This window comes from Aestuariivirga sp. (genome assembly GCF_047600585.1).
In the GTDB taxonomy this organism is placed as follows: Bacteria; Pseudomonadota; Alphaproteobacteria; order Rhizobiales; family Aestuariivirgaceae; genus Aestuariivirga.
In genome coordinates, this window is sequence record NZ_JASGKP010000001.1 from 2,011,191 (window position 1) to 2,035,872 (window position 24,682).

The following is a 24,682-nucleotide window of genomic DNA, read 5'->3' on the forward strand; positions in this document are numbered from 1 at the left end:
CGCTGGGGTTACTCCGCCCTCAACAGCAATCCGCCGCCCTAGTCCTCCTGCGGGAAGAGGCCGGGCGACACCGCCTCGGCCAGCACCCGCGCCACGAAGGGCCGGGTGATCTCCACCTTCTCCGCCAGCGCCCGGGCGTCGATCTCCTGCACGATCTGGCGGAGCGCCGCCATGGAGCGCGGCATGCGGGTGAGAATGTAGGAAATGATCGCCTCAGACACGGTGATCTGGCGGTCGGCGAAATGCTTCACCAGCACGCCCCGCAGCAGGGCATCGTCGGGCGGCAGGATGGCCGCCTCCGGCAGCGCCTGCAGGCGGGAGCGGAGGTCGGGCAAGGCGATGGGCCAGGCCGCCACGGGGCGGGAGGAGGTAAGCAGCACATAGCCGCCCTCCTGCCGGGCAAGGTTCAGGAGATGGAAGAGCGCCCGCTCGTCCAGCCCCGCTTCGCCGGCATCCTCGACCACCAGACTGCCACTCGCAAAATCTTCCGGCACGCTGGCCGCCGAGAGGGCCGCCGCGGGCCGGAGCTTGGCGTGCGACCGCTGCTGCCACACCGAGGCCAAATGGCTCTTGCCGCTGCCCGGCTGACCCACGATCACCGCACCGTGGGTAGGCCAGTTCGGCCATTGGTCGACCAGCGCCACGGCGGCGGCATTGGCGGGCGAGACAAGAAAGTCCTCCCGCGCCAGGGCGGGCCGCAGGGCAAGGTCGAGGGTGAGCTGGCGGCCGGCCATCGCGCCTCAGGTCCGGCGCCGGGCCGGTGTCTTGACCGGTGTGGCCACCGGCGTCTTGACGGGCGTGGGCACGGGCTGCGGCAGAGCGCCCTGCCCCGCGCCCTGACCCGTGCCGGTGTAGAGCCGAGAGGATAGGTAGCGCGACAGGCCATAGCGCACCAGCACACCCGCCGCCGCGGCCATGGGCACGGCGAGCAACAGGCCGACAAAGCCGAAGACATAACCGAAGGCAAAGAGCGCGAACATCAGCCACACCGGATGGAGGCCGATGGAGCCACCCACCAGCTTGGGCGAGAGGAAGTTGCCCTCGATGAACTGGCCCGCAGCAAAAATGGCGATGATGATCGCCACACTGCTCCACTCCGGCCAGAACTGCACGAGGCCGACACCGATCGCCATGACGCCGCCCGTCAACGCGCCGATATAGGGAATGAAGCTGAGCAGCCCGGCGCCCAATCCGATGGCGAGACCGAACTTGAGACCCGCGAGCGAGAGGCCGAGCGCATAGAACAGACCGAGCAGCAGGCACACCGTGCCCTGCCCGCGGATGAAGCCCGCCATGGCCGTGTTGATGTCACGGGCAATGGCGCGCACCTCCTCCACGTGATCGCGCGGCAGCCAGCCATCCACCTTGGCGACGATGTGGTCCCAGTCGGCGAGGAGATAGAAGGCGACGATCGGCGTCACGACGAGGAGCGACACCACGTTGACGATGGCCATGCCGCCCGACCACACCGAAGAGATGAGCGTGGCGACCCAGCCTGCTGCCTTGCTGGCGATGTCACCCACCGAACCCTGGATGTCGGTCCCGCTCTTGGCCACCATGTCCTTGATGAATTGCGGAGCGGCGGCATCGAACTTGGCAAGCAGCGTGCGGAGCAGCGCCGGCAGGTCCTGCGCCAGCTTCAGCGCCTGGTCGGCGAGGATGGGCGCCACCAGCAGGATCACCACCACGACAACGAGCACGGCGGCGATGATGATGATGAGCGTCGCAAGCACCCGGTTGAGGCCGCGCCGCTCCAGCCAGTCGGCCACAGGATCGAGGAAGTAGGCCAGCACGAAGCCCGCGATGAAAGGCAGCAGGATGTCCTGGAAGGCCCACAGGAAGAGGATGAACAGCGCCAGCGCCGCCAGCCAGAAGCCCATTTGCCGTTGCAGTGTCATGGCGTTTTCCCTCCCGCGGGCGTGCTCATGTGGCGGACCCAGTTCCTCATGTAGATGGCGCCCGAGGCCAGCGTCAGCATCGCCACCAACAGTTCACCCACATCAAGGATGCCATCGAGCGGCAACTGCGTGGCAAGGGTGAAGAGCAGCGCGCCGGCAAAGAGGATCTGCGCCACGGTATTGACCTTGCTCACCTGCAGGGGCCGCATCTCCACCGGCCGCGCCAGCACCCAGGCGAGCAGCACGGCGCCCACGATCAGCACGTCACGGGTGACGACGATGATGGCCAGCCACGTGGGCAGGAACTGCATGGCGGCCAGCGCCACGTAGATCGAGACCAGCAGCGCCTTGTCGGCGATAGGGTCGAGATAGGCGCCAAGCTCGGATTGCAGATTGTAGCGCCGGGCGATGAGGCCATCCACCGCATCGCTGATGCCAGCCATGAGGAAGGCGAAGAGCGCGAAGCCGAACTGGTGATTGATGATCAGCCAGACGGTGAAGGGCACCAGCAGGATGCGGGCGATGGTGATGGCGTTGGGCAGGCTCACGGGCATGGGCCGCACCTCAGATTGGCTGGATGACCCATGAGTCTCCCGCCTGGAAGAGCTGCAATCCGCTCGCCTTGAAGCTTTCCTGCACGGTGTAGATCTCGCCCGAGATGGTGAGCTTGACGACCGCACCGTCACCCGCCAGCGACGAAACATCAAGGCCGACGACGCCCGGCGTCGAGAGGATCTGCGAGCGCACCCGGTTCCAGTCCGACGGGCCGGAGAACGGCACCGCCACCTGAAGCGTTTCGCGCTGCACGTCGCCTGCGAGGATGCGGGCGGAGTCGGAACGGAACTTGTCCACCATCACCTGGTGGAAGCGCTTGGTGGCGAGCGTGGACGAGGCCAGCACGTCGCCGCTGTCGTCGCGGTAGACCTTGTCGAAGGTGATCTTTCCGAGCGGCGTGTTGGCATTCATGCTGGCACGGATGCCGCCATCGGGCTGCGGCTCGGCATAGGCGATCACCACCGACTTCACGTCATAGCGGCGGCGCATGGCCTCCAGCTTCACGCTGTCGCCCGAAAGCACGTCCTGCGCCGAGATGATCTCGCTGTCGTCGAGGTCGCCCAGCGGCACGATGATCGGCACCTGCGACTGCTCGGCGCGGAGATTGATCCATGCCTGCCGCCACGGATTGTCCTCCCAGAGCTGCGGGCCGTTCTCGGATTTCCAGATGGGCAGCACGAGGAAGGCAGGCCCCTGCACCGCCGTGATGCGGATGCCGCGGCTGCCATAGAAACTCTTGATCTTGTCGGGCAGGAACCGCACCGTCAGCTTGCCCTGGTAGCGGCCGGGGCTGATGCTTTCCTCCTCGATGGAGAGCGAACGCAGATAGGGCAGGATGTCCTTCGTCTCCATGCCCTCGATTTCAGATACCAGTTCGGGCGTGCCGAGTCGCTCGGCCAGCTGCTTGAAGGCCTTCACCTGCACTTCGACGAGGGCCTTGTCCTTGGCGGTGGCGGCGTCCTTGTCGGTCACGTCCACGTCCACGCCCTGCACGGCGAAAATGCTGGTTTCCACGGGTCCGGCGGCTTCCGCGAGGGTCACGCCAAAAAGGCAGATCAGGGCCGCCAGCAGCAGCAGAAGCGGTCGTTTCAGAGTTGTCCCCATGTCGTCCATTCGGGCTTTATTCGCCCCTGTGTTTCGGGCTATTTGGCCACTCAATTCACCTGGCAAATCACCAAGCATAAGAATTGGGGCAAACTAGCGGCATGAGCGGCAGCAAACAAGCGTTTCCAAAGGCAAAAACCAATGGATTGACCTATGCCGATGCGGGTGTGGATATCACCGCCGGCAATGATCTGGTGACGGCGATCAAGCCCCTTGCAAAGTCCACGCGGCGCAAGGGCGCCGATGCGGCGCTGGGTGGTTTCGGCGGCCTCTTTGATCTCAAGGCGTGCGGCTTCCGCGATCCCGTGCTGGTTGCCGCCAATGATGGCGTGGGCACCAAGCTGAAGCTCGCCATCGATTCCGGCATTCACCGCGGCGTGGGCATCGACCTCGTCGCCATGTCGGTGAACGATCTCGTCGTGCAAGGGGCCGAGCCCCTCTTCTTCCTCGACTACTATGCCACGGGCAAACTCGATGTGGCTGCGGCGCGCGAAGTGATCGCCGGCATCGCCGATGGCTGCAGGCAGGCGGGCTGTGCCCTGATCGGCGGCGAGACGGCGGAAATGCCTGGCATGTATCACGGTGGCGATTACGACCTCGCAGGCTTCGCCGTGGGTGCCGTCGAACGCAAGAAGATCCTGCCCGCAAAAACGGTGAAGGCGGGCGATGTGATCCTCGGCCTTGCCTCCACGGGTCCGCATTCGAACGGCTATTCGCTCATCCGCCGCATCGTGGAGAAGAGCGGCCTTGCGCTGACCGCAGATGCGCCCTTCGCCGAGGGCAAGACGCTGGCCGAAGCCCTGCTCACGCCCACGCGCATCTATGTGAAGTCGCTTCTCAAGGTGCTGAAGGCAGGCACCGCCGTGAAGGCGCTCGCGCACATCACCGGCGGCGGTTTCACCGAGAACATTCCGCGCGTGCTGCCGAAGGACACCGTGGCCGAGATCGATCTCTCCGCCGTTCCCTTTCCGCCCGTCTTTCGCTGGCTGGCGGAGACAGGCGGCGTGGCAGAACGCGAGATGCTGCGCACATTCAACTGCGGCGTGGGCATGATCGTCGTTGTCGCCGCGAAGGATGCCAAGGCGGTTGCCGCCGCGCTGAAGAAGGCCGGCGAAAAAGTTGCCGTGCTCGGCCAGATCCGCAAGCGCAAGGGCAAGGAAGACCAGGTCGCCTACGCGGGCACCCTGGGCGCATGAGGCGGAAGCGCGTTGGCGTTCTGATCTCGGGCCGCGGCTCCAACATGCGTGCCCTCATCGAGGCGGCGCGTGATCCGGCCTACCCCGCCGAGATTGTCCACGTTGTTTCGAACAAGGCGGATGCGGGCGGCCTCGCCTATGCGGCCTCGCAGGGCATCAGCACCGCCGTGCTCAGCCACAAGGACCATCCCTCGCGCGAGGCCTATGACGCGGCGCTGAGCGCCCACCTGAAGGCGCAGGGGCTCGACATCATCTGCTGTGCCGGCTTCATGCGCATCCTCACACCGGTCATCATCAACGACTGGCAGGGCCGGATGCTGAACATTCATCCCTCGCTGCTGCCGCTCTACAAGGGCCTGCACACGCATGAACGTGCCCTTGCCGACAGCGCCACGGAACACGGCGCCAGTGTGCACATCGTGACGGCGGAGCTGGATGGCGGACCGGTGGTGGAACAGGCCCGCGTGCCTGTGCTGCCCGACGACACGCCCGAGACGCTGGCCGCGCGCGTGCTCACGGTCGAGCACCCGCTCTATGTGCGGGCGCTGGCAAAGCTCGCCACCTCGTTCTGACCTAGATCACGTCGCCGGCACCGGGCACGACCTCTTCCGCCTCGTGCTCCTCCGCCCAGCGCTTCAACAGCACGGCCCGGCGTTCGCGGTATTTGTCAGGAAGCACCGACGCCTCCACCATGCGGTCGGTGCGGAAGGTGCGGAAGGCCACGCGGAGTTCGCACCACGCCACGATCAGGCGCTGGGCATCGAAATAGGTGATGGCGATGGGCCAGATCACCCGCTCGCTCTCGTCACCCGCCTCGTTCCGGTAGCGGATCGCCACCTTGCGCTGCTCGCGGATGGCGCGGCGCAGCGCTGCCACATCAACCGTGTCGGCCACCACCTTCCAGGCAGGCGGCACCAGCAGAGCCGTATCGGTGAGCACGCTCTTCAGGTCGCCCGGCAGCACCGTGCCCACCTTGGCGACGGCATCCTGCGCCGCACGCACAAGGTCGCGGTCGCCCCGCCGCATGACCCAGCGCAGGCCTAGCATCACCGCCTCCACCTCGTCGGTGGTCAGCATGAGGGGCGGCAGGTCATAGCCCTGCCCCAGCACGTAGCCGACGCCTGCCTCGCCGCGGATGGGCACACCGTCGCTGATCAGGTCGGAGATGTCGCGGTACAGGGTGCGGAGCGAAACCTCCAGCTCCTCGGCCATGCTTTGGCCCTTCACCGGGCGGCGGTGGCGGCGGAGAATCTGGATGATGCGGAGCAGTCGGTCGGCGCGTCTCATGGTCGGAGGCTAGGATAGCCCTGCTGTCAGCATCTGTCAGCAGATGGCAGCAGGGGGGGTCATACTGCAAACACCGGCTTCAACTTTTCTCCATGGCCGGGCTTGACCCGGCCATCCAGTGCATCCCGCGAGTTCTGGATGCCCGGCTCAAGGCCGGGCATGGAGAAAGGGGAGATCGTCGCGGATCGGGCGCAATTTCTTATGTCGTCACCCCCGCGGAGGCGGGGGCCCAGCTTCCTTTGCCAAAGCTGGATTCCGGCTCGCGCGCGACATCTCGCTCCGCTCGATCAAGGCGCGCGTCCGGAATGACGGTTGTTGAACAGCCAATGACGGCGGCCCCGTCAGGCTTGGGGTAAGGCACGCCCGTTAACCCTTTCGAACCTGCTTTCCACGCCCACTCCACAGCGAAAATCATTCACCGACCCTCCCCCCTTCTGGCCCTATCCGGCCCTGCCCCGAGCCGCTAGAACCTTGAAAAATCCAAAGGACACCGAGAACAGAACATGGCGAAACTTCCCATCATCATCGACACGGACCCCGGCCAGGACGACGCTCTTGCCATCCTGCTGGCCTTGGCCTCGCCCGAGTTCGAGGTACTGGGGATCACTGCTGTCGCGGGCAACGTGCCGCTGGCCCTGACCGAGAAGAACGCCCGCAAGATCTGCGAACTGGCCGGTAAGCCTGACACGAAGGTCTTCGCCGGAGCGGTGCGCCCCATGGTGCGCCCCCTCGTCACCGCCGAACACGTGCACGGCCGCACCGGCCTCGACGGTCCCGTGCTGCCCGAGCCCACCATGCCGCTGCAGCCGCTACACGGCGTCGACTTCATCGTCGAGACTCTGATGACGCGCCCCGCCGGAACGGTGACGCTGTGCACCCTCGGCCCCCTCACCAACGTGGCGCTCGCCCTCGACAGGGAGCCGCGAATTGCATCCCGCATCAAGCGCATCGTCGCCATGGGCGGCGGCTTCTTCGAAGGCGGCAACATCACCCCTGCCGCCGAGTTCAACATCTACGTGGACCCGCACGCAGCCCGGCTCTGCCTCTCCTCCGACATTCCCTTCACGCTGATCCCGCTGGACTGCACCCACCAGGCGCTGACCAGCGCCAAGCGCGTGGCCCGCTTCCGCGCCATGACCAACAAGTCCGGCCCAGCCTGCGCCGACCTCCTCGAATTCTTCGAGCGCTTCGACGAACAGAAATACGGCACCGACGGTGGCCCGCTGCATGACCCCTGCGTCATGGCCTGGCTGCTCAAGCCGGAGCTCTTCACCTCGCGCGACGTGAACGTGGCGGTGGAATGCGAGAGCGACCTCACCATGGGCATGACGGTGGTGGACTGGTGGCGGGTGACGGACCGCAAGCCCAATGCCACGGTCTGCCGCGGCATCAATGCGGAAGGCTTCTTCGACCTTCTGACGGAAAGAATTGCGACCCTGGCTTAACCGGAGAGTTGCGCCGCCAGCACGGCGACGGGGGCCAGCGTGGCGGCGGCAATGGCCAGCGCCATCAGCAGCAGGAAAAGATGCGTCCGGCGGCGGCTACGTTCCTTCTCGGCCATCATGCTCTTCATGTTGTGAAGCATGGCGAGAGATGTGGACCGATTCTGGGGCAGCGGAAAATGATTCTTTTCAAGGGGTTGTGCGCCGTCGTACATCTTAACAATCCGTAAATGCAGGCAGTGTCCTGCCGCTTCGAATCAACCGTATACGGAACATTCGGGCCGTGGCAGTGGCCGGAATGCGCCGAAATCGTGATCCTTCATACGCGATTTATCCGTCTACGGATGAGTGAGGGTTGAACGGGTCGTTCAGCCTTGATTCAGGTTGAAGGTTTGCCGCAATCAGGCGCGCTTCACCCACACCGCGGTATCATGGAAGGCCCCGCCGCCCGCCGGTGCAGGCTGATCAGCTCCGGTCAAGCTGTTGATTCCACAGCCCGTTTCGTGATCGTCGTTCTTCCAGATTCCTTCCGCCACCACCACGCCGCGCTGCTGGCCCGCGTTCGCGCGCGCTTCGAGGATCACCTCGCCGCGGGCATTGCCCACGCGCAACCTGTCGCCTGCAGATGCTCCGAGTGCGGAGAGATCATCCGGATGAATGAGCAGCGACGGTCCGCCCTCGCGCTTCCGCGAGCCCGGGGTTTCGTTGAACGACGAGTTGAGGAAGGTGCGCGCCGGACTCGTGGTCATGCGGAAGGGCGTCTCGGCATTGGCGGGCTCGGTGACAGCCCAGTGGTCGGGCAGCACCGGCATGTCCTGCCACGGGCCCAGCGCGCCCATGGTGGAGACGACGCTCGCCGCCCGCTTCCAGTCGGCACGGAAATGGAACTTGCCGTCAGGGTGGGCAAAGCCGTTGAGGAAATGCGAGGTCTCAAAGTCCGGCTGCACGTCGAACCAGTTCTCGGCATCCAGCTCATCGAAGCCACGGCGCTTCGAATCCTTCAGTGTGCGGTCGATCAACTCGCGGGGGCTCATGCGGAAGCCCTCGTGCTCGGCCCCGAGGCGGCCTGCGAGGTCGCAGAGCACATCATGATTGCTGCGGCATTCGCCCGGCGGATTGACCAGCTTCCGCCCGAACATGATGTGGCTGTGGCCGCCGCCCTGGTAGATGTCGTCGTGCTCCAGGAACATGGTGGCGGGCAGCACGATGTCGGCATAGCGCGCCGTCTCGGTGAGGAACTGCTCGTGCACCACCGTGAACAGGTCCTCGCGGGCGAAGCCCTGCTTCACCCGGTTCTGGTCGGGGGCCACCGACACGGGATTGGTGTTCTGGATGAAGAGCGCCTTCACCGGCGGCCCGCCCTGCAGGTCATGCGGGTTGCCGCACAGCACCTCGCCGATCCGCGACTGGTCGAGGGTGCGGATGCCGGGCTTGGCGGCATCACGGCCCGTGATCATCGCCTTGTTCCACTTGTACATGCCGCTGTTCGAATGAAGCGCACCGCCACCTTCGTATTGCCAGGCGCCCGTCACGGCGGGAATGCAGGTGACGGCATGCATGTTGGCCGAGCCGTTGCGCGAGCGCGAGAAGCCGTAGCCGATGCGGAAGAAGGTGCGCTTGGTGGTGCCGATCAGGCGGGCCAGTTCCTCGATCTTCTCCACGGAAAGGCCGGTGATGGCGGCGGCCCACTCAGGCGTCTTGGTCGCAAGGTGCGCCTCAAGCCCCGCGGGGTCGTCGGTGTAGCGGTGCATGTAGTCCCGGTCGGCATGGGCGTCGCGGAACAGGATGTGCATGACGGCGCAGGCAAGCGCGCCATCGGTGCCGGGGCGCACGATGTAGCCATGGTCGGCCTGCTTCATGGTGCCCGTCTCGTAGACGTCGATCACCGCCAGCTTGGCACCGCGCGTCTTCCGGGCAATGCCCACATGGGTCATGACGTTGACCTGGGTGTTCACAGGATTCCCACCCCATACCACGATCAGGTCGGACTTCTGCATCTCGCGCGGATCAACGCCGCGGATGGCGCCCGTGCCCGCGGCAAAGCCGGGCCAGCTCAGCGCGATGCAGAAGGTGCCGTACATGCGCGAATAGTTCTTCACGTGCGTCAGGCGGTCGATGCCGTCGCGCATCACGAAGCCCATGGTGCCCGCATACCAGTAGGGCCACACCGCTTCGCTGCCGTGCTCCTGCTCGATTGCGAGGAAGCGGCGGGCGATCTCGTCCATCGCCTCGTCCCAGGTGATGCGGGCGAAGCTGCCGGAGCCCTTGGGCCCCACCCGCTTCAGCGGATAGAGCAGTCGCTCCGGATGATGGATGCGCTCTGAATAACGCGCCACCTTCTCGCAGATGACGCCGAGGGTGTAGCTGTTTTCCTTTGCGCCCCGCACGCGGCCGATGGTGTTCTCGTCGAGCAGTTCCACCTCCAGCGCGCAGGCGCTGGGGCAATCATGCGGGCAGACGGAAATGCCGGTCTTGATGTTCGGCTTGGCGTGAATGTTCATGGCGTTCAGGTTCCCTGCCCTGCTAGCGCAACGGACGATCAAATCGGAACGATTTGAGAGAGGACAGTTGCGCCAGATATTTGTTTTAAAGCATCTTTCGCTTCGCAAGTGGATTCCACTTGCTCGCACGATGCGTTAATAGCAGATCATGCAGCCGATTTCCTCCCTCCAGAATCCCACCGTCAAGCTGGTCCGCTCGCTCGCCGACAAAAAGGGCCGGCGCGAGACCGGGCTCTTCATCGCCGAGGGCCGGGCCATGCTGGAACGCGCCATGGACCAGGGCTGGGTGCCGGAGCACGTGATCGCCACCCGCCCGCCCCACCTGTGGGACGAGGTGCGCCCGCTCATGGTGACGGAGAAACTCATGGGCGAACTTTCCGCCCAGAACAACCCGCATGAGGTGCTGGCCTGCTTCAAGTCGAAGGTGCAGCCCCACCCCGGCAAAAGCGGCCTGTGGCTGGCGCTGGAAGAGATCCGCGATCCCGGCAACCTCGGCACGATCATCCGCACCGCGGATGCGGCGGGTGCTTCCGGAATCATCCTCATCGGCGACTGCTGCGATCCCTTCGCGCCCGAATGCGTGCGCGCCACCACGGGCTCGATCTTCGCCGTGCCGCTGGTACGCATGAAGCCCGAGGGCTTCGTGAGCTACGCCGCCGCCTTCCCGGGCGACGTGGTGGGCACGGCGATGCAGGCGAAGCAGGATTTCACGCGACCCTACGCGGCCGATTGCCTGCTCGTTCTGGGCTCGGAGTCACGCGGCCTTACCACTGACATTTCAAAGGCTTGCAAGCAGTCGGTGAGAATTCCCATGAGGTCCGGCGTGGAGAGCCTGAACGTCGCCACGGCAGCCGCCCTCATGCTCTATCAGGCGGCCCGCTGAGGGCCACACCAGTCTGGCTCACCAGCGCCGGTAGTTTTGAGCCTTGCCGCCCGTTGGCCGTTCGCCGAAACTGCCGTGCAAATTCAGGAGTTCATTCATGAAATCGCATGCGCGGGTGGTCATTGTCGGGGGCGGCATCATGGGCGTGGGGCTGCTCTACCACCTCGCCCTCGAAGGCTGGACCGACATCGTGCTCATCGAGAAGGGCGAGCTCACCTCCGGCTCCACCTGGCATGCCGCCGGGCAGTGCCCGCACTTCAACGGCTCGCTCAACATGACCAAGGTGCACATGTACGGCACCGAGCTTTATCCCAAGCTGGAGAAGCTCACGGGCCAGGCCGTGTCGTGGCACCCCTGCGGCGGCCTCCGCCTTGCCACCACTGACGAGGAGGTGAACTGGCTGAAGTACGTCTACGGCATCTCGAAGCTCGCAGGCTACGAGGGCGAGATCATCGGCCCTTCCGAGATCAAGAAGTATCATCCCTTCCTCGAGACCTTCGGCATCAAGGCCGCCTTCCGCACCGTCACGGACGGCCATGTGGCCCCCGCCGACGTCACCAACGCCATGGCGACGGGCGCGCGCAACCTCGGCGCCACCATCTACCGCCGCACCCGTGTCACCGACATCAAGCACCTGCCCAACGGCGAATGGCGGGTCTTCACCGACCAGGGCAACATCGATTGCGAGCACGTGGTGAACAGTGCCGGCTCCTATTGCGACGTGGTGGCCTCGTGGACCGGCCACCTCGCCCCCATCGCCAACATGCTGCACCAGTACATCATCACCGAGCCGCTGCAGGAACTGATCGACCTGAAGATGGAACTGCCGGTGGTGCGCGATCCCTATTCCCACGCCTATCTTCGCGAGGAGACGAACGGCGTGCTCGTCGGGCCCTATGAAACCGCCACCGCCCACACCTGCTGGGATGGCCAGCCGCCGCGTTGGGACTATGAGAGCGAACTCGAACCCAACGAGCTGGACCGCATCATGCCGTGGCTGGAGAAGGCCACAGAGCGCCTGCCGCTCTTCGGGCAGACCGGCATCAAGTCCATCATCTCGGGCGCCATCACCCACACGCCGGACGGTGTCTATCTCTCCGGCCCTGCCCACGGCCCCAGGAACTACTGGATGCATTGCGGCGCCTCGATCGGCATCTGCCAGGGCGGCGGTGCCGGCAAGTATCTGGCGCAGTGGATGGTGCACGGCCAGGCCGAGATCAACATGCGCGAGTTCGATCCGCGCCGCTTCGGCCCCTGGGCCACGAAGGACTACACCACCGAGGTCTCCGTCGCCGACTATCACCACATGTACTACTGCTACAAACCCGCCGAGCAGCATCAAGTGGGGCGCAACCTCCGCACCTCGGCGCTGCACGAAACGCTGGCCAAGCACGGCGCGCAGTTCGCACAGATCTTCGGATGGGAGCGGGCCCGCTGGTATGACCGCTCGGGTGAAGGCGAGAAGTACTCCTTCCGCCGCTCCAACTGGTGGAATGCAGTGCGCGACGAGGCGCTGGCGGTGCGCGAGCGCGTCGGCCTCATGGACCTGTCGACCTTCGCCAAGTTCGAGGTGAAGGGCAAGGATGCCTATGCCTTCCTCAACCGCATCACCGCCAACAAGGTGCCGGAGAAAGATGGCGGCATCATCCTCACCCACCTCCTGAACGAGAACGGCTTCATCGAGAGTGAACTCACCGTCACGCGCCTTGCCGCCGACCACTTCTATGTCCTCTCGGCGGCCGCAGCACAACTCTACGACATGGACCAGCTCTGCTGGCGCAGGGCGGACACCGAACAGGTGACCATCACCGACGTGACCGACGACTACGGCGTGCTCATTCTCGCAGGGCCAAAGTCCCGCGACGTGCTCAAGGCCTGCACCGATACCGACCTCACCTCGCCTTCCTTCCGCTGGCTCACCGCCAAGACGCGCACCGTCGCGGGCGTCGAAAACGTCCGCCTGCTGCGCATGACCTATGTGGGCGAACTGGGCTGGGAACTTCACGTGCCCCGCGCCGGCATGCAGAAGGTTTTCGATGCGCTGATGAAGGCGGGCGCGCCCCATGGCCTCAGGCTCTTCGGCACCTATGCGATGAATTCGCTCCGCATGGAAAAGGGCTATCGCGGCTGGGGTTCGGAACTCACGGCCGAGATCGACATGTTCGAAGCCTCCATGGAGCGCTTCATCCGCACCGACAAGCCGGACTTCATCGGCAAGGCGGCCAGCCTCTCGCGCAAGCAGAAGGGTGCGCGCATGAAGCTCGTCTATATGAGCGTCGACAACACCGACAGCGACTGCGTGGGCAACGAGCCCGTCTACCACAACGGGAAAGTCGTTGGCGTCACCACCTCCGGCGGTTTTGGCCATGCCACGGGCAAGTCGCTCGCCTTCGCCTATGTGCCGCCGGATGCCACCGAGGTGGGCACCCAATTCGATATCATGGTCATGGGCGAGATGCGGAAGGCCCGCATCATCCCCGAAAGCATCTGGGACCCTGACAACGCCCGCATCCGGGCCTGAGACACCATGTGAAGCCTGCGGCGAACCCCCTGATCGGCATCGGCCTGGTGCTCTGCGCCATGGCCATCCTGCCGTTGATCGATGTCTGCGCGAAATACCTCGGCCAGCAGGGTGTGCCCATCCTGCAGATGGTCTGGGCGCGCTTCTTCTTCGGCTCGGCCTTCACCCTGCCCTTCGCCGTGCAGGCGGCGGGCAAGGACGCATTCAAGCCGGTAAACCCGCTGTTCAATGCGGGCCGCGCCACGGCCCTGATCGCGGGCACGTTCTTCTTCTTCCTCGCGCTCAAGTATCTGCCCATCGCGGATACGCTCGCCATCTACTTCGTCCAGCCCATCCTGATCACGGCGCTCTCGCCCCTGCTGCTGCGTGAGCACGTGGGCCTCCGCCGCTGGATCACGGTGGCGATCGGTTTCATCGGTGTGCTGATCATCATCCGGCCTGGCTTCCAGGCCTTTAACTTGGGTGTCGTCTTCGCGCTGATGGCGGGGCTGTGCTCGTCCTTCTACATCATCATCACCCGCTTCCTCACGGGGAAGGCGATTGCCATCGTCACCACCTTCCAGACGAGTGTGATGGGCGCCGTTGCCCTGAGCTTGGCAGCGCCCTTCTTCTGGCAGGGTGTCACGGCAAACCAGTGGCTGCTGCTGGTGCTGCTCGGCGCCATCGCCATCGCCGGGCACTATCTGATCACCCGGGCCTATGACTATGCAGAGGCCTCCCTGCTCTCGCCCTTCAACTACACCGAGATGATCATGGCGGTGGTGGCGGGCTGGTATTTCTTCGGCGACTTCCCCGATGCCTGGACCTTCCTCGGTGTCGCCATCCTGATTGCCTGCGCGCTCTACATCTCGCTCCGCGAGCGCCAGCGTGGCCTTGCCCAAACGATAACGGCCCCGCCGGAGACGGAGCCGTCAATCAATTGATGGTTCGGAAACTTAGTGCGCCGCAGCCGGCGTTTCGCCGTTGCCGACGCGCATCCTGAGCAGCCACCAGACGATGGCGACGCCCACGGCCTTGCTCAGCACTTCGGTGACGAAGGCGGCGGGCGTCAGGTATCCGGCGAGATGCTGGAAGGCCAGCGTATCCACCGGCACCGAGAGCAGGCTCGAGACGAGAATGCGCTGCTGCAGCGGGCGGCCGGTGAAGGAATAGACGGCCCAGTCGGTCGTTTCCGACAGGATGAAGGCGGTCAGGCTGGCAATCGCCAGGCCCGGCCCCGCCAGCCACCACACGGGGAGGCCGGCGAGCGCCGTTGCCAGCAGAACCTTGTGCCCGATTTCGCGCTGCGCATAGTCCCGCAGCACGAACACGAAGCCCACGATGACATTGGCCAGATAGAGCGTGCCCATCCAGCTGTTGGTGGACCACTGGGTCACGCCCTCGATCAGGTTCTCGGGAATGAAGAGCCAGTTCACCAGCACGATGAAGGCGACATACGCCCCCACCGAGAGTGTCACGCGGGCCGCGCGCGACATCAGCCGACGATCTCGAAGCCAGCGAAGTTCTGGCTGATTTCGATCTTGGCGTTGTCGACGCTGTCGGAACCGTGGACCGAGTTGGCCTCGATCGATTCAGCGAATTCCTTGCGGATGGTGCCGGGGGCGGCGTTGGCCGGGTTGGTGGCACCCATCACTTCGCGGTACTTGGCGACGGCGTTCTCGCCTTCCAGCACCTGCACGACGATCGGGCCCGAGGTCATGAACGACACGAGGTCCTTGAAGAAGGGGCGTTCCTTGTGCACGCCGTAGAAGGCTTCGGCCTGGGCGTTGCCCCAGCGCACGCGCTTCTGGGCCACGATGCGGAGGCCGGCCTTTTCGATGACGGCGTTGATGGCGCCGGTCAGGTTGCGGCGGGTCGCGTCGGGCTTGATGATGGAGAAGGTGCGTTCGATAGCCATGATAGTCCTCAGGTTGAAGGGGATGCGCCGCCCTCTAGCAGTGCCCTGCCCGGCCCGCAAGTGCGGCGAATTCGGGTGATTAACCCGTCGCCATTTGCGCAAGCACCAGCCCCTCACCCGCGCGTTCCGCGGACCCTCTCCCCGGAGGGGCGAGGGCGATGATCATCAGCCTTCTCCCGCATGCGAGAGAAGGTGCCCGAGGGCGGATGAGGGTGTTCCGCTTCTCTGCACGAAAAACAACACGGCCCGAATGCGCGGGCCGTGTCCAATCCTTGAATATGTCCGGGAGGCTTACTCCTCCAGCTGCCCCACCAGCGGCGTGGCGCGGCTGATCGAGACGCGGCGGTTCTCCTGTTCCGGCTCGGCGGTCGGGATCTTCAGGTAGCGTTCACCAAGGCCCACCGTCTGCAGGTTCCGGGGCGAGATTACGTAATAGGTCGTGAGCGCCTTCTTCACCGCCTCGGCGCGGGCGCGCGAGAGCTTGAGGTTGTAGGCATCGGAGCCCACCGCATCGGTGTGGCCCTCGATCAGGAAGACCTCGCGCGGGCGCTTGCGCAGCACCTTCTCGATGATCCCGGCGATGCGGTCGAGGTTGCCCACCTCTTCCTCGCGCACGAAGGCCTCGTTGAAGCCGAAGCGGATCGTGTCGATGTCGATGCGCGGCATGCTGTCACGAAGCTCGCGGTTGCTGGCGATCTCGTCAACCGTGTAGCGCTCGCGCACCTTCTTGCGGGGCGGCGAGATCAGCACGTCCTCAAGTTCGCTGTCATCGGCTTCAGCCTCGAAGACGCTGCGCGGCACCCGGCGGCCCGGCACGTAGCTGTCCTCGATGTCGAGTTCCTCGTCATCGGAGTTGTTCATCGCCATTTCTTCTTCGCGGGCGCGGCGTTCCTCGGCCATGCGGCGGCGGAGCTGCTCGCGGTCACGCTGCATGGACTCGCGCCAGTATTCGCGGTCCTGCTCGTCGAAGTCCTGCCAGTCATCGCGGCCCTGGGCATCGCGGTAGACCTGCACGCGGCGGCGAAGTTCGCTGTCGCTGAGGTCTTCCGAGCGGCGGCGGTCACGCAAGACCTCCTGCACGGGCGTGTTGATGGTGATCTGCGGGTTGATGATGATGCGCGGACGCTTGCCGCCCTTGTCGGCCTTGCCCGTTCCCTGACCACCGGCCTGCTGCTCGTCCTGGGCGGCCTTGGCCGCTTCCTGCTTCAGCTTCTCCTGCTGGGCCTGCTCTTCCTTCACGGCGATGCGGGCGCGCAGGATCTCGCGTTCGGCTTGCAGCTTCTTGCGCAGGGCACGCTCAGTCTTGTTGGAGAGCTCGTTGTCGGCCATCAGGTCGCGCATGCCGTCGAGGCGGGTCTTGAGGTCCTCGTCGGAGAGATTCTCGGCAGGCGTCTGGTCATCGAGATAGGCACGGGCCTTCTGCTCGGCTTCCGGGTTGCCCGGGTTGGCGTCGAGTTCCTGCACCTGCTTCTTGTCGATGGCAGGCGGCGGTGGCGGCTGTTCGGCCGGTGCGGCCTGCTCAACCGGCGGCTCGTTCACGATCGGCGCCTGCTCGGCGGGAGCTGCCTGTTCGGCTGGCTGCTGTGCAGGCTGTTCGGCCGGCTGCTCGGCAGGAGCAGTCTGCTCCTGCGTCTGCATCTGATCCTGGGTCTTCTTGCGCTTCTTCTTCTGCACCGGCTGCTGCTCATCGGCCGGAGCAGCCTGATCAGTCTGCTGCTGGTCGGAAGCCGCAGGCGGCTGTTCTGCCGGCTGCTCAGCTTGCGCCGGCGGCTGTTCGGCGGGTTGTTCAGCCGGCTGTTCGGCAGCGGCGGGCGGCTGGTTCGCGCGGTTGTCGAGTTCGGCGCGGGCTTCCTGGGCGATCTGCTGCAGGCGGGCGCGCACGTCATCGGGCAGGCCCTGCTGCTTGGCGAAGTTGCGGGCCGCGCGGGCGCGGGTGCGCAATTCATTCGCATCCATTTCGGAAACCGCACGGGTGTCGTCGAGGAGCGCCTGCACCTCGGGCGGGATCACGATACCCTGGTCCTGGGTCTGTTCCTGGCCCTGATCAGCGGGTGCAGCCTGTTCGGCGGCGGGCTGGTCGGCGGGGGCCGCCTGTTCAGCCGGCTGCTCGCCGGGTGCCGGCTCCGCGTCCTGGGCGAGCGCGCCGCCTGCATAAAGGCTCAATGCCAAGAGGCTTGCCGCCCCGATCCTGATCAACATGCCGTTCTCCATTTCCCGGTACCACGATGGCCACCCCGGCGGGCGACTCATATGCCTTTGAGATTAGGCATATTTAAGAAGGGATTGTGCCTTTGCCGCCACAAGCCTGAACCGGAGATGAACGGAAAAACGCCGGATTTACCAAGAGGTTCCAGGCCTCAGAGGCGGCCGGCCTCGATGATCCGCTTGAGGAAGTTGCGGGTCCGCTCCTCGCGCGGCGCGCCGAATATCTGCTCGGGCGGCCCCTCCTCGTGCACCACGCCCTGGTGCAGGAAACACACTTTGGAGGCCACTTCCCGGGCAAAGCCCATCTCGTGGGTTGCGAGCAGCATGGTCATGCCCTGGGTGGCGAGATCGCGGACGATGTTCAGCACTTCCGAAACAAGTTCAGGGTCTAGTGCCGAGGTGATTTCGTCCAGCAGCATCAGGCGGGGCTCCATGGCGAGCGCGCGCACGATGGCAACGCGCTGCTGCTGCCCACCCGAGAGACGGTCGGGATATTCCTTCGCCTTGTGGTCCATGCCGATGCGGGTGAGGAGCGCCATGGCCTTCTCCTCCGCCTCGCGGCTGCCGAGCTTCAGTACCTTCGTGGGCGCCAGCGTCACGTTCTCCAGTACTGTCATGTGCGGGAATAGGTTGAAGCTCTGGAAGACGATACCGACCTTCTGGCGCAACAGGTTGACATCCACGCCGGGGCCCGAGACGCGGTCACCTTCGAGGCGGATCTCACCGCCCTGTATCGGCTCGAGCTGGTTGATGCAGCGGAGCAGCGTGGACTTGCCGCAGCCCGAGGGTCCGATCAGGCAGACGACCTGATGCTCGTTCACATCGAGGTTGATGCCACGCAGCACCTGCACCGGGCCGAAGTGCTTCTCGACGTTCTTCATTTCAAGAAACGCCATCTCAGCCTCCCGCCTTCATGCGCTGGTTGTCGCGCTCGACCAGATGGTCGACGAGGCGCGCCTGCGGAATGGTGATGAGGACGAAGAGGATGGCCACGATGGTCACCGCCGAAAGGTTGAAGGCATTGGCAGCGATGCCGCGCGAAGCATTGAAGGCATCGACAAGGCCGAGGATCTGCACGAGCGCTGTATCCTTCTGGAGGCCGATGAAGTCGTTGAGAAGCGGCGCCACCACGCGGCGCACCGCCTGCGGCACGACCACGTAACGCATCGTCTGCAGGTAGCTGAGGCCGAGCGAGCGTGCCGCCGAGACCTGGCTCCAATGGATGCTCTCGATGCCGGCGCGATAGACTTCGGCTACATAGGCGCCGTAGGTGAGCGTGAGGGCGAGAATGCACCACCACACCACCGGGATGCGCGAGAGGTCACGCAATTCCTGCACGCTCATGGTGCTGGTGTCGTGGAACAGTCCGTACACGGCGGGAATGACGATCTCGGGCAGGCCGCTTGTCGGAATGCCGAAGCCGATGAGATAGAGCGTGACGATCGCCGGAAGTCCGCGGAAAACGTCGCAATAGAGGGTCGCCAGCGCCCGGATCGGGCGGCCGGCGGGGCCCGGCATCATTCGGGCGAGCGCCATGAACAGGCCCCAGACCAGCACGATGATCTCCGCCACCACGAAGACGAAGATGTTGACGAGAACGAACTTGGCGAACACCTGCGGCCACTTGTCGGCGATCAGCGGCAGCAGGAAGAAGGTGCGGCCCACCGCCGAGTTGTTCATGAAGATGAAGGCGGCAAAGCCCAGCACCAGAAGCGCGAAGACACCCCAGCCGAAGGTGAGCGCCAGCGTGTCACGCGCGGCGGCGGTATCGATCCTCACGGTGACGATGTCATTCGCCTTGAGCGCGGCAGCCGCCTTGCGCGCAAACATCAGCCCACGGATCGCGGGCCAGAACAGCGCCGCAGTGGCGGCAATCACCGCCGCAAAGATGATTTCATGAATGCTGCTGGTGGCGCCGAGGCCCGCAATCGATGCCCGGACAAGAGATGTGGTGGCAATGGCAACGAAGACGCACAGGGCGGCAAAGAGCAATGCCACGATGGCGAGGCCATCCGCGGGCTTGGGAACGTGAGGCTGTGGGGATGTCATTCCTGGTGCCACTCCGGCGCGGAGGCGGACGCCTCCTGCGCTGAACTTCTAGACAGATTTTTCTGAAAGGCCGTCAGACAAGGAGACGGGGCCGCGCATCGCTGCACGGCCCCGGCCATGTTGATCAGGGGTTGAAGTACGGGATCGTGGCCGGATCCTTGCCCCAGCCGGCGGCCAGATACTTGGCGCCGAGCTTGGCGAGCGTGCCGTCGTCGATCATCGACTGGATGATCTTGCTCACCGTTTCGTTGTTCGGATTGCCCTTCTGCATGATGCCGCCGTAGACCTCGCCGGTCTTGTACTGCCCCATCACCTTGGACTTGCCTTCGGTGGCCTTTTCCTCAGCGAGCGTGATCGAGGTGTCGGTGATCGCCGCGTCGATCTGGCCGGCGCGGAGAGCGGCAAACATTTCAGGCTGGTCGGCGAAGATCTGGGCATCCTTGATGCCGAGCGTGTCCTGCGCGAACGCAGCACCGGTGGTGCCCTGCTGGATGCCGACCTTCACGGTCTTGATCGACTTCTCGTCCACCGGCGCATCGGCCTTGGCGATCACGCCCATGTCGGAGTTGAAGTAGGGGGTGGTGAAGTCGAACACCTTCTTGCGCTCGTCGGTGATCGAGGTCTGGGCAAAGCCCACGTCATAGCCCTGCACCTGGTTGCCGATGAAGGCTTCCCACGAGGTGTTGACCACTTCCATCTTGTCGTAGCCGGCGCGCCAGGCGATTTCGGCGGCCATGCAGTATTCCATGCCGTCCTTGGTGTTCTCCACCGCGTCACCATTCCACCAGATCGGCGCGGGCAGCGACGTCAGCACGGTGAACTGGCCGGGCTTGGCGGGGTTGGCGATGGGGATCGAGCCCTTTTCGCCATAGACCTCGCAATTGCCGATCATGTTGGCGGCAGCGGCGGGGGCGGCGAGCGCCACGACAGCAGCGGCGGCCAGCAGGATGCGTCTGGAGAGGGTCATGATGGTGTTTACTCCCTGTTTTGTTGGGGCCCCACTACAGCCCATTTCGAGGGTCGGTTGCAAGTCTGCCGGGGCGGGATTATCAGGCCCTCTCAATGAGATTTACTGCGGCCAGCTTTTACCGTTTTCATCCCCTGCCCCGGTTCCGGGAGTTGCAGGCGCCGCTCCTTGCAACGCTGAAGGGGATGGGCGCCAAGGGTTCTGTGCTGCTGGCAGACGAAGGCGTGAACGGCACCATTGCCGCGCCGCACGACCGGATTGAGGATGCGGTCGAGGCGATCCGCCGCGTCACGGGCGTGAGCGGCCTTGAAGCGAAGTTTTCGCCAGCCAAGGAAATGCCCTTCAAGCGCATGAAGGTGCGGCTGAAGAAAGAGATCGTCACCATCGGCAACGTGCCGGCGAACCCGAACGAGCTGGTGGGCGAGTATGTGACGCCGCAGGAGTGGAACGCGCTCATCTCGGACCCGGATGTCATCCTGGTTGACACGCGGAACGACTACGAGGTCCGCGTCGGCACCTTCCGCAAGGCCATCGATCCGAAGATCGAGGTCTTCAGCCAGTTCCCCGCCTGGGTGGAGAGCCACCTGCACAACCTGAAGGGCAAGAAGATCGCCACCTTCTGCACCGGCGGCATCCGCTGCGAGAAGGCGACAAGCTTCATGCGCCATGCGGGCTTCGAGAAGGTCTATCACCTCAAGGGCGGCATCCTGAAATATCTCGAGGAGATTCCGCCGGAGCAAAGCCTGTGGAACGGTGCCTGCTATGTCTTCGACGAGCGCGTGGCGGTGGGCCATGGCCTGGCGCAGGCCGACTTCACGACATGCCACGGCTGCCTCATGCCCGTTTCGGCGGAAGAGCGCCTCTCGCCCAAATACGAGGAAGGCGTCTGCTGCCCGGCCTGCGCCGATACGCTCACGCCCGAACAGAGAGCCTCGAACCGCGAACGCCAGCGCCAGTTCGATCTCGCCAAGGCACGCGGCACAAAGCACCTCGGACCCGTGGAGGGATGATGTTTTTCTATCTGACACTCGGCAGCAACGACCTCGCCCGCTCAAAGCGCTTCTACGATCCGGTGCTGAAGGAAATCGGCTTCGTGATATCGGCGGAGAGCGACTCGGAGATCGGTTATGGCCCTGCGAACGCAAAGCCCGGCGAGCGCGCCCGCTGTTTCTATCTCACCAAGCCTTACCTCAACTATCCCGCAACCTGGGGCAACGGCACGCTGGTCGCCTTCAAGGCCGAGTCCCGCGCGGCGGTGAATGCCTTCCATGAGGCGGCGCTCGCGAACGGCGGACAGGATGACGGCGCACCGGGCCTTCGCCCCTATCACGCCAGCTTCTATTCCTGCTACGTGCGCGATCCGGATGGCAACAAGCTCAGTGCCGTGTGCGAAAAGCCCGAGTAGTCGTCAGCCCGTCCAGCCGAGCCCGGCGGCGACGCAGTTCATGGTCATGAGCAGCGGCATGTTGAGGGCGTCCTTGCCCTTCTCCTCGCGCGTCTGGCGCAGCAATTTCACCTGCCAGAGATTGGCCTGATCGACCATCGGCCGCACCCGCTCGAAGCGGCGGCGGAAGCCCTGGAAGCGGGCGCAGAGCACCTTGTCGCCGGTGAGTTCGAGAACCACCTTCGCGGTGCGGCGGTGCTCGTGACGGATGAGCGCGAAGAGACGCTCGGCATCGTTGCGGCTCGGCACCAGTTCGGCATAGTGCTCGGCCACGCCCATGTCGGCGAGGAAGAGTGACTTCTCCACTTCTTCCACCGCAAGGCGGAAGCCCGGCGACTTCGCAAACATCTGGCGCAGCAGCTTCAGGCCGTTGTCCCCTTGCGCCGAAAGGAAATCGTCAAGCGCATAGCCGAGGCCATACCAGCCTGTGAGCAGATGGCGGTTCTGGCTCCACGCGAACACCCAGGGAATGGCGCGCAGATCGGAGATGCCCTTGGCGCCGAAGCGGCGCGAGGGACGCGAGCCGATCTTGAGCAGCGCCAGTTCCTCGACCGGACTTGCCGACTGGAAATAGGTGATGAGCGCCGGGTCTTCGGCGAGCTTGCGATAGGCCTTGAAGGAGAGGCGCGCGATTTCCTCGACCGCCGCCTGCTGCTCCGGGATCACGCGGAATTCCGGCGCATCAGCCGACTTCAGCGTGTGCAGGAGAACGCTCGAGGTCAGCACTTCGAGATTGTTGAGCGCCGTGCCGCGGTTGGCGAACTTGGAGGACACCACCTCGCCCTGCTCCGTCACGCGCATGTGGCCGGCGATGGTGCCGGCCGGCTGTGCGGCAATGGCGCGGCCCGTGGGCGCACCGCCGCGCGACACTGATCCGCCGCGGCCGTGGAAGAAGCTCACCGGCACGCCCTTTTCGCGGCCGACGCTGATCAGGCTGCGCTGCGCCTCGAACAGTTCGAAGCTCGCGGCGAAGAAGCCGCCATCCTTGTTGGAGTCGGAATAGCCGAGCATGATTTCCTGCGTGCCGCCATTCGCGGCAACGGAACTCCGCACCAGCGGCTTCGACAGGAGATCGGACATGATCGCAGGTGCAGCGCGCAGGTCGTCGATGGTTTCGAAGAGGGGCACCACGCGGATGCGGCAAACCTCGCGCGCCGTCGGATCGGCGAAGAGACCACAGTATTTTGCGAGCAGATAAAGCCCGAGCACGTCGTTAGCCGTTTGCGTCATCGACAGGATGAAGGTGCCGATGGAGGCCGGGTCCGGGCCGTCCAGCGTCTCGCGGATGAGCTTCAAAAGACCAAGCAGTTCAGCGGCTTCCTCCGAAACGTTCATGAATTGCGGGATGAAGCCCAAAGGCTTTTCCAGCTCGCTGGCGATCCACGCCGTCCACTCCGGCGTGCCGGGCGATGGCGCTTCCGTTTCGAGCGGATTGAGCTTCTGCCAGATTTCACCGAGCACACGGTTGATCACCGTGGTGTTCTGGCGGAGGTCGAGGCTTGCGGTGCGGAAGCCGAAGATTTCCGCCTCCCAGCGCAAGGGGCGCAGCAGGCCGAGGGCAAGGCCGCTTGCCTTCATGGCGGCGAGCGCATCTTCAGCCTTGCAGATGAGGCCGATCAGTTCCGAGAGATGGGCGAAGGGCTTCGCCTTCGTTTCGCGGCCAACCGTGGCGGCAAGGCGGCGGCGAAGCGCGCTGAAGAACTGCCGGAAGGGCTCGCTCGGATTGCGCGCGAGAATGGCTTGCTTGTCGCCCGAAGCATCCAGCTCGGCATCGATCACCTGCTGGAAGTCTGACGGTACATGAATTTCGAAGGCGCTGATCGAGACAAGACGCGAGACATCCTGCAGGCGCGTGTCGAGACGGTCGACGGCGGCGAGGCGGTTCTCGCGCAGCGCGGCGCGCGTCGTCGCCACGGTGACGAAGGGGTTGCCGTCACGGTCGCCCCCGATCCATGAGGAATAGCGAAGCGGCGGCTTTACGCCATCGCGCGGCAGTTCCGGATAGTGGCGGTTGATGGCGTTCTGCAAGAGTTCGCAGATGACGGGCGTGCGCTCGTACAGCGCCTCGCGGAAGAAGTGCAGACCCCAGGCGATCTCGCTTTCCACCGTGGGCTTCTCGATGCGGATTTCGCCGGTCAGCCAGAGCAGATCGATCTCGTTCTTGAGGGCGGCCAGCAGATTGTCGCGCTCGCGCGGTGTCCAGCGCGGGCTCTCGAGTTCATAAAGCTTGAGATAGATGCGGCGGTGGATTTCGAGCACGGTGACGCGCTTCGCTTCGGTCGGATGCGCAGTGATGGTGGGGCCGACATTGAGCGTGCCCAGCACGCGGGCCACGGTTTCGGGCGGCACGCCGGCCCGCGCCACGTTCGACACGGCGTGCGAGAAGGAGCCGATCACCTCGTCCGGCCCGCCCTGCTTTTCGATGTCGCGGCGGTTGCGGATGGAAGCGTTTTCCTCGGCGATGTTCATGAGCTGCAGCCAGATACCGATCGCCTGCAGGGCGTGTTCCACCAGATGTTCGGGAATGGTTTTCGCCGCCGCCGGATCATCCAGGATGGTCAGCACCTCGGGTTCGCGGGCCCGGATCACCTGACGCAGGAGGTCGCGCAGGGTCGAGGTGATCTCCTCGATGTAGCTTCCCTCTTCCGGCTGCTGCGAGAGATTTTGCGGCGAATTTCGGTCGTTCACGGGAGATCCTGCGGGAAGAATTGAAGAGCGCACCTCAGAATGTGT

General features: G+C 64.7%; 22 protein-coding genes. 8 read left to right on the forward strand and 14 right to left on the reverse strand.

Going from position 1 to position 24,682, the window contains the following annotated elements; translation table 11 throughout:
• Positions 1-38: 38 nt before the first annotated feature.
• From QM801_RS09915 to QM801_RS09930, 4 genes are read right to left on the reverse strand one after another with little or no spacing between them, the layout of a single operon-like run.
• Positions 39-734 carry an HdaA/DnaA family protein gene (locus QM801_RS09915; RefSeq protein WP_415019042.1) on the reverse strand — a complete coding sequence of 232 codons (696 nt, stop codon included), beginning with the start codon at positions 732-734 and terminating at the stop codon, positions 39-41.
• Between the two features lie 6 nt (positions 735-740).
• Positions 741-1,898: an AI-2E family transporter gene (locus tag QM801_RS09920; protein ID WP_415019043.1), complete on the reverse strand. Its 1,158-nt coding sequence runs from the start codon at positions 1,896-1,898 to the stop codon at positions 741-743.
• Positions 1,895-2,452 (reverse strand): CDP-alcohol phosphatidyltransferase family protein, encoded by a 558-nt coding sequence (locus QM801_RS09925; RefSeq protein WP_415019044.1) that lies wholly within the window; start codon positions 2,450-2,452, stop codon positions 1,895-1,897. The genes QM801_RS09920 and QM801_RS09925 overlap by 4 nt, the downstream gene beginning before the upstream one ends.
• A gap of 10 nt (positions 2,453-2,462) precedes the next feature.
• Positions 2,463-3,557: a DUF2066 domain-containing protein gene (locus tag QM801_RS09930; RefSeq protein ID WP_415019045.1), complete on the reverse strand. Its 1,095-nt coding sequence runs from the start codon at positions 3,555-3,557 to the stop codon at positions 2,463-2,465.
• Positions 3,558-3,658: 101 nt separating this feature from the next.
• On the opposite strand from QM801_RS09930, the gene purM reads away from it, so the two are divergent.
• Both purM and purN read left to right on the forward strand, forming a co-directional pair.
• On the forward strand, positions 3,659-4,753 hold the full coding sequence (gene purM, locus QM801_RS09935; protein ID WP_415019046.1) for a phosphoribosylformylglycinamidine cyclo-ligase: 1,095 nt from the start codon (positions 3,659-3,661) through the stop codon (positions 4,751-4,753).
• Positions 4,750-5,325 carry a phosphoribosylglycinamide formyltransferase gene (purN, locus tag QM801_RS09940; protein WP_415019047.1) on the forward strand — a complete coding sequence of 192 codons (576 nt, stop codon included), beginning with the start codon at positions 4,750-4,752 and terminating at the stop codon, positions 5,323-5,325. The genes purM and purN overlap by 4 nt, the downstream gene beginning before the upstream one ends.
• Position 5,326: 1 nt before the next feature.
• On the opposite strand, the gene QM801_RS09945 is transcribed toward purN, so the two are convergent.
• Entirely contained in the window at positions 5,327-6,040 is a 714-nt protein-coding gene (locus QM801_RS09945) for a helix-turn-helix transcriptional regulator (protein WP_415019048.1), read from the reverse strand.
• Positions 6,041-6,543: 503 nt separating this feature from the next.
• Here QM801_RS09945 and QM801_RS09950 point away from each other — a divergent pair.
• On the forward strand, positions 6,544-7,485 hold the full coding sequence (locus QM801_RS09950) for a nucleoside hydrolase (RefSeq protein WP_415019049.1): 942 nt from the start codon (positions 6,544-6,546) through the stop codon (positions 7,483-7,485).
• Here the strand turns inward: QM801_RS09950 and QM801_RS09955 are convergent.
• Positions 7,482-7,613 carry a hypothetical protein gene (locus QM801_RS09955; RefSeq protein ID WP_415019050.1) on the reverse strand — a complete coding sequence of 44 codons (132 nt, stop codon included), beginning with the start codon at positions 7,611-7,613 and terminating at the stop codon, positions 7,482-7,484. The two genes, QM801_RS09950 and QM801_RS09955, sit on opposite strands and share 4 nt — an antisense overlap.
• Positions 7,614-7,883: 270 nt before the next feature.
• Complete coding sequence (locus tag QM801_RS09960) at positions 7,884-9,983, reverse strand: molybdopterin oxidoreductase family protein (protein WP_415019051.1); 2,100 nt, start codon at positions 9,981-9,983, stop codon at positions 7,884-7,886.
• Positions 9,984-10,131: 148 nt separating this feature from the next.
• Here QM801_RS09960 and QM801_RS09965 point away from each other — a divergent pair, with 148 nt between their 5' ends.
• From QM801_RS09965 to QM801_RS09975, 3 genes are all read left to right on the forward strand, one after another.
• The gene (locus QM801_RS09965; RefSeq protein WP_415019052.1) at positions 10,132-10,866 is read left to right on the forward strand and encodes a TrmH family RNA methyltransferase; all 735 of its coding nucleotides are present in this window, start codon (positions 10,132-10,134) and stop codon (positions 10,864-10,866) included.
• Between the two features lie 97 nt (positions 10,867-10,963).
• On the forward strand, positions 10,964-13,387 hold the full coding sequence (locus QM801_RS09970) for an FAD-dependent oxidoreductase (protein WP_415019053.1): 2,424 nt from the start codon (positions 10,964-10,966) through the stop codon (positions 13,385-13,387).
• An 8-nt stretch (positions 13,388-13,395) separates the two neighbouring features.
• Positions 13,396-14,310, forward strand: a complete 915-nt coding sequence (locus tag QM801_RS09975; RefSeq protein ID WP_415019054.1) for a DMT family transporter — start codon at positions 13,396-13,398, stop codon at positions 14,308-14,310.
• 12 nt (positions 14,311-14,322) lie between these two features.
• Here the strand turns inward: QM801_RS09975 and QM801_RS09980 are convergent, their stop codons facing one another.
• From QM801_RS09980 to QM801_RS10005, 6 genes are all read right to left on the reverse strand, one after another.
• Entirely contained in the window at positions 14,323-14,862 is a 540-nt protein-coding gene (locus QM801_RS09980; protein ID WP_415019055.1) for a VUT family protein, read from the reverse strand.
• Positions 14,862-15,284 (reverse strand): nucleoside-diphosphate kinase, encoded by a 423-nt coding sequence (gene ndk, locus QM801_RS09985; protein WP_415019056.1) that lies wholly within the window; start codon positions 15,282-15,284, stop codon positions 14,862-14,864. Before ndk ends, QM801_RS09980 begins: the two co-directional genes overlap by 1 nt.
• Positions 15,285-15,575: 291 nt before the next feature.
• Positions 15,576-17,483: an OmpA family protein gene (locus QM801_RS09990; protein WP_415019057.1), complete on the reverse strand. Its 1,908-nt coding sequence runs from the start codon at positions 17,481-17,483 to the stop codon at positions 15,576-15,578.
• A gap of 158 nt (positions 17,484-17,641) precedes the next feature.
• On the reverse strand, positions 17,642-18,385 hold the full coding sequence (locus QM801_RS09995) for an amino acid ABC transporter ATP-binding protein (RefSeq protein WP_415019058.1): 744 nt from the start codon (positions 18,383-18,385) through the stop codon (positions 17,642-17,644).
• A gap of 1 nt (position 18,386) precedes the next feature.
• Positions 18,387-19,538, reverse strand: a complete 1,152-nt coding sequence (locus QM801_RS10000; protein ID WP_415019059.1) for an amino acid ABC transporter permease — start codon at positions 19,536-19,538, stop codon at positions 18,387-18,389.
• Between the two features lie 124 nt (positions 19,539-19,662).
• On the reverse strand, positions 19,663-20,505 hold the full coding sequence (locus tag QM801_RS10005; protein WP_415019060.1) for an ABC transporter substrate-binding protein: 843 nt from the start codon (positions 20,503-20,505) through the stop codon (positions 19,663-19,665).
• Positions 20,506-20,600: 95 nt separating this feature from the next.
• Between QM801_RS10005 and QM801_RS10010 the strand changes: the two genes are divergently transcribed.
• Both QM801_RS10010 and QM801_RS10015 read left to right on the forward strand, forming a co-directional pair.
• Positions 20,601-21,515, forward strand: coding sequence for a rhodanese-related sulfurtransferase (locus QM801_RS10010; RefSeq protein WP_415019061.1), 915 nt, complete (start codon positions 20,601-20,603; stop codon positions 21,513-21,515).
• Entirely contained in the window at positions 21,515-21,910 is a 396-nt protein-coding gene (locus QM801_RS10015) for a VOC family protein (RefSeq protein ID WP_415020913.1), read from the forward strand. The genes QM801_RS10010 and QM801_RS10015 overlap by 1 nt, the downstream gene beginning before the upstream one ends.
• 3 nt (positions 21,911-21,913) lie before the next feature.
• Here the strand turns inward: QM801_RS10015 and QM801_RS10020 are convergent, their stop codons facing one another.
• Complete coding sequence (locus QM801_RS10020) at positions 21,914-24,637, reverse strand: phosphoenolpyruvate carboxylase (RefSeq protein ID WP_415019062.1); 2,724 nt, start codon at positions 24,635-24,637, stop codon at positions 21,914-21,916.
• Positions 24,638-24,682 lie beyond the last annotated feature (45 nt).

Bases quoted from the DNA above. Each gene is read 5' to 3' on its own strand.
- QM801_RS09925 (WP_415019044.1), bottom strand. From the start codon at position 2,452: ATGCCCGTGAGCCTGCCCAACGCCATCACCATCGCCCGCATCCTGCTG.
- QM801_RS09955 (WP_415019050.1), bottom strand. From the start codon at position 7,613: ATGAAGAGCATGATGGCCGAGAAGGAACGTAGCCGCCGCCGGACGCAT.
- QM801_RS09990 (WP_415019057.1), bottom strand. From the start codon at position 17,483: ATGTTGATCAGGATCGGGGCGGCAAGCCTCTTGGCATTGAGCCTTTAT.
- QM801_RS10005 (WP_415019060.1), bottom strand. From the start codon at position 20,505: ATGACCCTCTCCAGACGCATCCTGCTGGCCGCCGCTGCTGTCGTGGCG.
- QM801_RS10000 (WP_415019059.1), bottom strand. From the start codon at position 19,538: ATGACATCCCCACAGCCTCACGTTCCCAAGCCCGCGGATGGCCTCGCC.
- QM801_RS09960 (WP_415019051.1), bottom strand. From the start codon at position 9,983: ATGAACATTCACGCCAAGCCGAACATCAAGACCGGCATTTCCGTCTGC.
- QM801_RS09930 (WP_415019045.1), bottom strand. From the start codon at position 3,557: ATGGGGACAACTCTGAAACGACCGCTTCTGCTGCTGCTGGCGGCCCTG.
- QM801_RS10015 (WP_415020913.1), top strand. From the start codon at position 21,515: ATGTTTTTCTATCTGACACTCGGCAGCAACGACCTCGCCCGCTCAAAG.
- ndk (WP_415019056.1), bottom strand. From the start codon at position 15,284: ATGGCTATCGAACGCACCTTCTCCATCATCAAGCCCGACGCGACCCGC.
- QM801_RS09915 (WP_415019042.1), bottom strand. From the start codon at position 734: ATGGCCGGCCGCCAGCTCACCCTCGACCTTGCCCTGCGGCCCGCCCTG.
- QM801_RS09920 (WP_415019043.1), bottom strand. From the start codon at position 1,898: ATGACACTGCAACGGCAAATGGGCTTCTGGCTGGCGGCGCTGGCGCTG.
- purM (WP_415019046.1), top strand. From the start codon at position 3,659: ATGAGCGGCAGCAAACAAGCGTTTCCAAAGGCAAAAACCAATGGATTG.
- QM801_RS09945 (WP_415019048.1), bottom strand. From the start codon at position 6,040: ATGAGACGCGCCGACCGACTGCTCCGCATCATCCAGATTCTCCGCCGC.
- QM801_RS09950 (WP_415019049.1), top strand. From the start codon at position 6,544: ATGGCGAAACTTCCCATCATCATCGACACGGACCCCGGCCAGGACGAC.
- QM801_RS09965 (WP_415019052.1), top strand. From the start codon at position 10,132: ATGCAGCCGATTTCCTCCCTCCAGAATCCCACCGTCAAGCTGGTCCGC.
- QM801_RS09980 (WP_415019055.1), bottom strand. From the start codon at position 14,862: ATGTCGCGCGCGGCCCGCGTGACACTCTCGGTGGGGGCGTATGTCGCC.
- QM801_RS09995 (WP_415019058.1), bottom strand. From the start codon at position 18,385: ATGGCGTTTCTTGAAATGAAGAACGTCGAGAAGCACTTCGGCCCGGTG.
- QM801_RS09970 (WP_415019053.1), top strand. From the start codon at position 10,964: ATGAAATCGCATGCGCGGGTGGTCATTGTCGGGGGCGGCATCATGGGC.
- purN (WP_415019047.1), top strand. From the start codon at position 4,750: ATGAGGCGGAAGCGCGTTGGCGTTCTGATCTCGGGCCGCGGCTCCAAC.
- QM801_RS10010 (WP_415019061.1), top strand. From the start codon at position 20,601: ATGAGATTTACTGCGGCCAGCTTTTACCGTTTTCATCCCCTGCCCCGG.